3 rRNA genes are annotated in these 5,425 nt (G+C 56.7%); all 3 read right to left on the bottom strand.

From position 1 onward, the window contains the following. Positions 1–44: 44 nt before the first annotated feature. The 3 genes from rrf to OERS_RS20200 all read right to left on the bottom strand — a co-directional run bounded on the left by rrf (position 45) and on the right by OERS_RS20200 (position 5,275). Positions 45–161, bottom strand: a 5S ribosomal RNA gene (gene rrf, locus OERS_RS20210). 91 nt (positions 162–252) lie between these two features. Continuing rightward, positions 253–3,360: ribosomal RNA gene (locus OERS_RS20205) — 23S ribosomal RNA — on the bottom strand. A gap of 394 nt (positions 3,361–3,754) precedes the next feature. After that, positions 3,755–5,275: ribosomal RNA gene (locus tag OERS_RS20200) — 16S ribosomal RNA — on the bottom strand. The 16S, 23S and 5S rRNA genes sit together here, the layout of an rRNA operon. Positions 5,276–5,425 lie beyond the last annotated feature (150 nt).

The following is a 5,425-nucleotide window of genomic DNA, read 5'->3' as shown; positions in this document are numbered from 1 at the left end:
GCCAAAGGCCCACCCCGTGTGGGGTGGGCCTTTGGTGAATGGTTGTCCGGCGGCGACCTACTCTCCCACCCCGTCTCCAGGGCAGTACCATCGGCGCAGAGAGGCTTAGCTTCCGGGTTCGGAATGGGACCGGGCGTTTCCCTCTCGCTATGACCGCCGTAACTCTATGGAGATGTTCGGGACCCCCGGTTACGTGGGGGTGTGCCCGTATCTCGGGAACCGCACAGTGGACGCGTAGCAAAAAGTTTGAGTGTTATCAAGTTGTCGGCTTATTAGTACCGGTCAGCTTCGGCAGTCTTTAGTCCTGCCTTCCACATCCGGCCTATCTACCCAGTGGTCTAGCTGGGAGCCTCTCCCCCTTGCGGGGATGGAAACCTCATCTTGAAGCAGGCTTCCCGCTTAGATGCTTTCAGCGGTTATCCCTTCCGAACGTAGCTAACCAGCCGTGCTCCTGGCGGAACAACTGGCACACCAGAGGTTCGTCCGTCCCGGTCCTCTCGTACTAGGGACAGCCCTTCTCAAGTTTCCTGCGCGCGCAGCGGATAGGGACCGAACTGTCTCACGACGTTCTAAACCCAGCTCGCGTACCGCTTTAATGGGCGAACAGCCCAACCCTTGGGACCTACTCCAGCCCCAGGATGCGACGAGCCGACATCGAGGTGCCAAACCATGCCGTCGATATGGACTCTTGGGCAAGATCAGCCTGTTATCCCCGGGGTACCTTTTATCCGTTGAGCGACGGCGCTTCCACAAGCCACCGCCGGATCACTAGTTCCGACTTTCGTCCCTGCTCGACCTGTCAGTCTCACAGTCAAGCTCCCTTGTGCACTTGCACTCGACACCTGATTGCCAACCAGGCTGAGGGAACCTTTGAGCGCCTCCGTTACATTTTAGGAGGCAACCGCCCCAGTTAAACTACCCACCAGGCACTGTCCCTGATCCGGATTACGGACCGAGGTTAGATATCCAGAGCGACCAGAGTGGTATTTCAACGTTGACTCCACACACACTGGCGTGCATGCTTCACAGTCTCCCACCTATCCTACACAAGCCGCACCGAACACCAATACCAAGCTATAGTAAAGGTCCCGGGGTCTTTCCGTCCTGCTGCGCGTAACGAGCATCTTTACTCGTAGTGCAATTTCGCCGAGTTCGCGGTTGAGACAGCGGAGAAGTCGTTACGCCATTCGTGCAGGTCGGAACTTACCCGACAAGGAATTTCGCTACCTTAGGATGGTTATAGTTACCACCGCCGTTTACTGGGGCTTAAATTCTGAGCTTCGCTCCGAAGAGCTGACCCGTCCTCTTAACCTTCCAGCACCGGGCAGGCGTCAGTCCGTATACATCGTCTTGCGACTTCGCACGGACCTGTGTTTTTAGTAAACAGTCGCTTCTCCCTGGTCTCTGCGGCCGTCAACGCTCGGGAAGCAAGTTCCGTCACGCATCGGGCCCCCCTTCTCCCGAAGTTACGGGGGCATTTTGCCGAGTTCCTTAACCACGATTCTCTCGATCGCCTTAGTATTCTCTACCTGACCACCTGAGTCGGTTTAGGGTACGGGCGGCTAGAACCTCGCGCCGAGGCTTTTCTTGACAGCATAGGATCACCCAATTCGCGCATACGCGCTATCTATCAGTTCTCAGGCTATGTGAACAGCGGATTTGCCTACTGTTCGCCCTACAACCTTGGACACGGTCAACCATCGCCGTGCTGGGCTACCTTCCTGCGTCACCCCTGTTAATACGCTTACCTAGTACCGGTTCGGGTCGCGCGCCGCTCTCGCGATGTCTCCCGAAGGAGACGGTGCGAGTTAAGGGCGCTTAGCATCACCGGGTTCGGTATGGGCGGTTCTTCGCCGGTAGGAGAATATCAACTCCTTGTCCATCGACTACGCCTGTCGGCCTCGCCTTAGGTCCCGACTTACCCAGGGCGGATTAGCCTGGCCCTGGAACCCTTGGTCATTCGGCGGACGGGTTTCTCACCCGTCTTTCGCTACTCATGCCTGCATTCTCACTCGTGTAGGCTCCACCGCTGGGTTACCCCGCGACTTCACTGCCCACACGACGCTCCCCTACCCATCCACACGCCTGGACCACGAAGGCCTAGCGTTTGTGTGAATGCCACAGCTTCGGCGGTGTACTTGAGCCCCGCTACATTGTCGGCGCGGAATCACTTGACCAGTGAGCTATTACGCACTCTTTCAAGGGTGGCTGCTTCTAAGCCAACCTCCTGGTTGTCTGTGCAACTCCACATCCTTTCCCACTTAGCACACGCTTAGGGGCCTTAGCTGGTGGTCTGGGCTGTTTCCCTCTCGACTATGGAGCTTATCCCCCACAGTCTCACTCCCGCGCTCTCACTTACCGGCATTCGGAGTTTGGCTGACGTCAGTAACCTTGTAGGGCCCATCGGCCATCCAGTAGCTCTACCTCCGGCAAGAAACACGCGAGGCTGCACCTAAATGCATTTCGGGGAGAACCAGCTATCACGAAGTTTGATTGGCCTTTCACCCCTAACCACAGGTCATCCCCCAGGTTTTCAACCCTGGTGGGTTCGGTCCTCCACGTAGTCTTACCCACGCTTCAACCTGCCCATGGCTAGATCACTTCGCTTCGGGTCTAGACCCAGCGACTCATTCGCCCTATTCAGACTCGCTTTCGCTACGGCTTCCCCACACGGGTTAACCTTGCCACTGAGCACTAACTCGCAGGCTCATTCTTCAAAAGGCACGCTGTCACCCCTGCTAGGGAGGCTCCAACGGATTGTAGGCACACGGTTTCAGGTACTATTTCACTCCCCTCCCGGGGTACTTTTCACCTTTCCCTCACGGTACTGGTCCGCTATCGGTCACTAGGTAGTATTTAGGCTTAGCAAGTGGTCTTGCCGGATTCACACGGGATTTCTCGGGCCCCGTGCTACTTGGGATCCCCTTCGGGAGGCCACGTCATTTCGTCTACGGGGGTCGCACCCTCTGTGCCGGGCCTTTCAATGCCCTTCGACTATAACGCGACTTTCTGACTCCCTGACCGGGTACCAGCCCGGTCTGAAAGGTCCCACAACCCCGCCCATGCAACGCCTGGTAGCTATCACACATGAACGGTTTGGCCTGTTCCGCTTTCGCTCGCCACTACTCACGGAATATCTCTTCCTGTCGGTACTGAGATGTTTCACTTCCCGACGTTCCCTCCACACACCCTATATATTCAGGTGCGGGTCACTGGACATGACTCCAGCGGGGTTTCCCCATTCGGAGATCCTCGGATCACGGTTCGTTTGCCAACTCCCCGAGGCTTATCGCAGGCTACAACGTCCTTCATCGGCTCCTAGTGCCAAGGCATCCACCCTGTGCCCTTAAAAACTTGACAACAAAAAATTGCAGAGAACAAAGATAAATCTTTGATCTTACAAAGATGCTCGCGTCCACTGTGCAGTTCTCAAGCTACGGACGATCCCACCCGCTCCCACGGCCTACCAACACAAGGTCGGCGGTTCACCCAGGAGACGCGATGGCCCGTTCAGAGCGACCCCACCCATGCGGGCGGTTCCCTCAGGACCCAACAGTGTGCTTGGCAAACCCCATCCCCCGTACCCGTGATGTTCCACCACCCACGCAAAGTGGACAGGTACTGACACGAACCGTCTTGGACGAAGCTCTTCGTTAATGTTCCACCCTTGAGCAACCATCCACCCACACGTTCGGTGAGCGCCATGGCCTCTGCACAACCAACCCGAGGGCCAGCTGTGAGTGATGCTCCTTAGAAAGGAGGTGATCCAGCCGCACCTTCCGGTACGGCTACCTTGTTACGACTTAGTCCCAATCGCCAGTCCCACCTTCGACAGCTCCCTCCACAAGGGTTGGGCCACCGGCTTCGGGTGTTACCGACTTTCGTGACTTGACGGGCGGTGTGTACAAGGCCCGGGAACGTATTCACCGCAGCGTTGCTGATCTGCGATTACTAGCGACTCCGACTTCATGGGGTCGAGTTGCAGACCCCAATCCGAACTGAGACCGGCTTTTTGGGATTCGCTCCACCTCGCGGTATCGCAGCCCTTTGTACCGGCCATTGTAGCATGCGTGAAGCCCAAGACATAAGGGGCATGATGATTTGACGTCATCCCCACCTTCCTCCGAGTTGACCCCGGCAGTCTCTTATGAGTCCCCACCATAACGTGCTGGCAACATAAGACGAGGGTTGCGCTCGTTGCGGGACTTAACCCAACATCTCACGACACGAGCTGACGACAACCATGCACCACCTGTACACCGACCTTGCGGGGCAACCATCTCTGGAAGTTTCCGGTGTATGTCAAGCCTTGGTAAGGTTCTTCGCGTTGCATCGAATTAATCCGCATGCTCCGCCGCTTGTGCGGGCCCCCGTCAATTCCTTTGAGTTTTAGCCTTGCGGCCGTACTCCCCAGGCGGGGCACTTAATGCGTTTGCTGCGGCACGGAACTCGTGGAATGAGCCCCACACCTAGTGCCCAACGTTTACGGCATGGACTACCAGGGTATCTAATCCTGTTCGCTCCCCATGCTTTCGCTCCTCAGCGTCAGTTGCGGCCCAGTGACCTGCCTTCGCCATCGGTGTTCCTCCTGATATCTGCGCATTCCACCGCTACACCAGGAATTCCAGTCACCCCTACCGCACTCTAGTCTGCCCGTACCCGATGCAAGCTCAAGGTTGAGCCTTGAGTTTTCACACCAGACGCGACAAACCGCCTACGAGCTCTTTACGCCCAATAATTCCGGACAACGCTTGCGCCCTACGTATTACCGCGGCTGCTGGCACGTAGTTAGCCGGCGCTTCTTCTGCAGGTACCGTCACTTGCGCTTCTTCCCTGCTGAAAGAGGTTTACAACCCGAAGGCCTTCATCCCTCACGCGGCGTCGCTGCATCAGGCTTGCGCCCATTGTGCAATATTCCCCACTGCTGCCTCCCGTAGGAGTCTGGGCCGTGTCTCAGTCCCAGTGTGGCCGGTCGCCCTCTCAGGCCGGCTACCCGTCGTCGCCTTGGTAGGCCATTACCCCACCAACAAGCTGATAGGCCGCGAGTCCATCCCAGACCGATAAATCTTTCCAGACACTCCCCATGCAGGGGCATCTCATATCCAGTATTAGACCTCGTTTCCAAGGCTTATCCCAGAGTCTGGGGCAGGTTACTCACGTGTTACTCACCCGTTCGCCACTGATCCGACCAGCAAGCTGGTCATCACCGTTCGACTTGCATGTGTTAAGCACGCCGCCAGCGTTCGTCCTGAGCCAGGATCAAACTCTCCGTAAATGTTTGCTATCAACCCCCGAAGAGGCTAACAACCATACGAAGCGGACCCGAAGGTCCATAATCATGGCTACAAACCGAAAACATGACGTTTTCAATTCATACCAAATAAGAAGTCTCAACACGAACACACAACACACACCGAAGGTGCAC

The sequence above is a fragment of the Oerskovia enterophila genome (genome assembly GCF_001692445.1).
GTDB lineage: Bacteria > Actinomycetota > Actinomycetes > Actinomycetales > Cellulomonadaceae > Oerskovia > Oerskovia enterophila.
The sequence above is the reverse complement of the archived record's forward strand: the minus strand, read 5'-3'. Positions and strand labels throughout refer to the sequence as shown.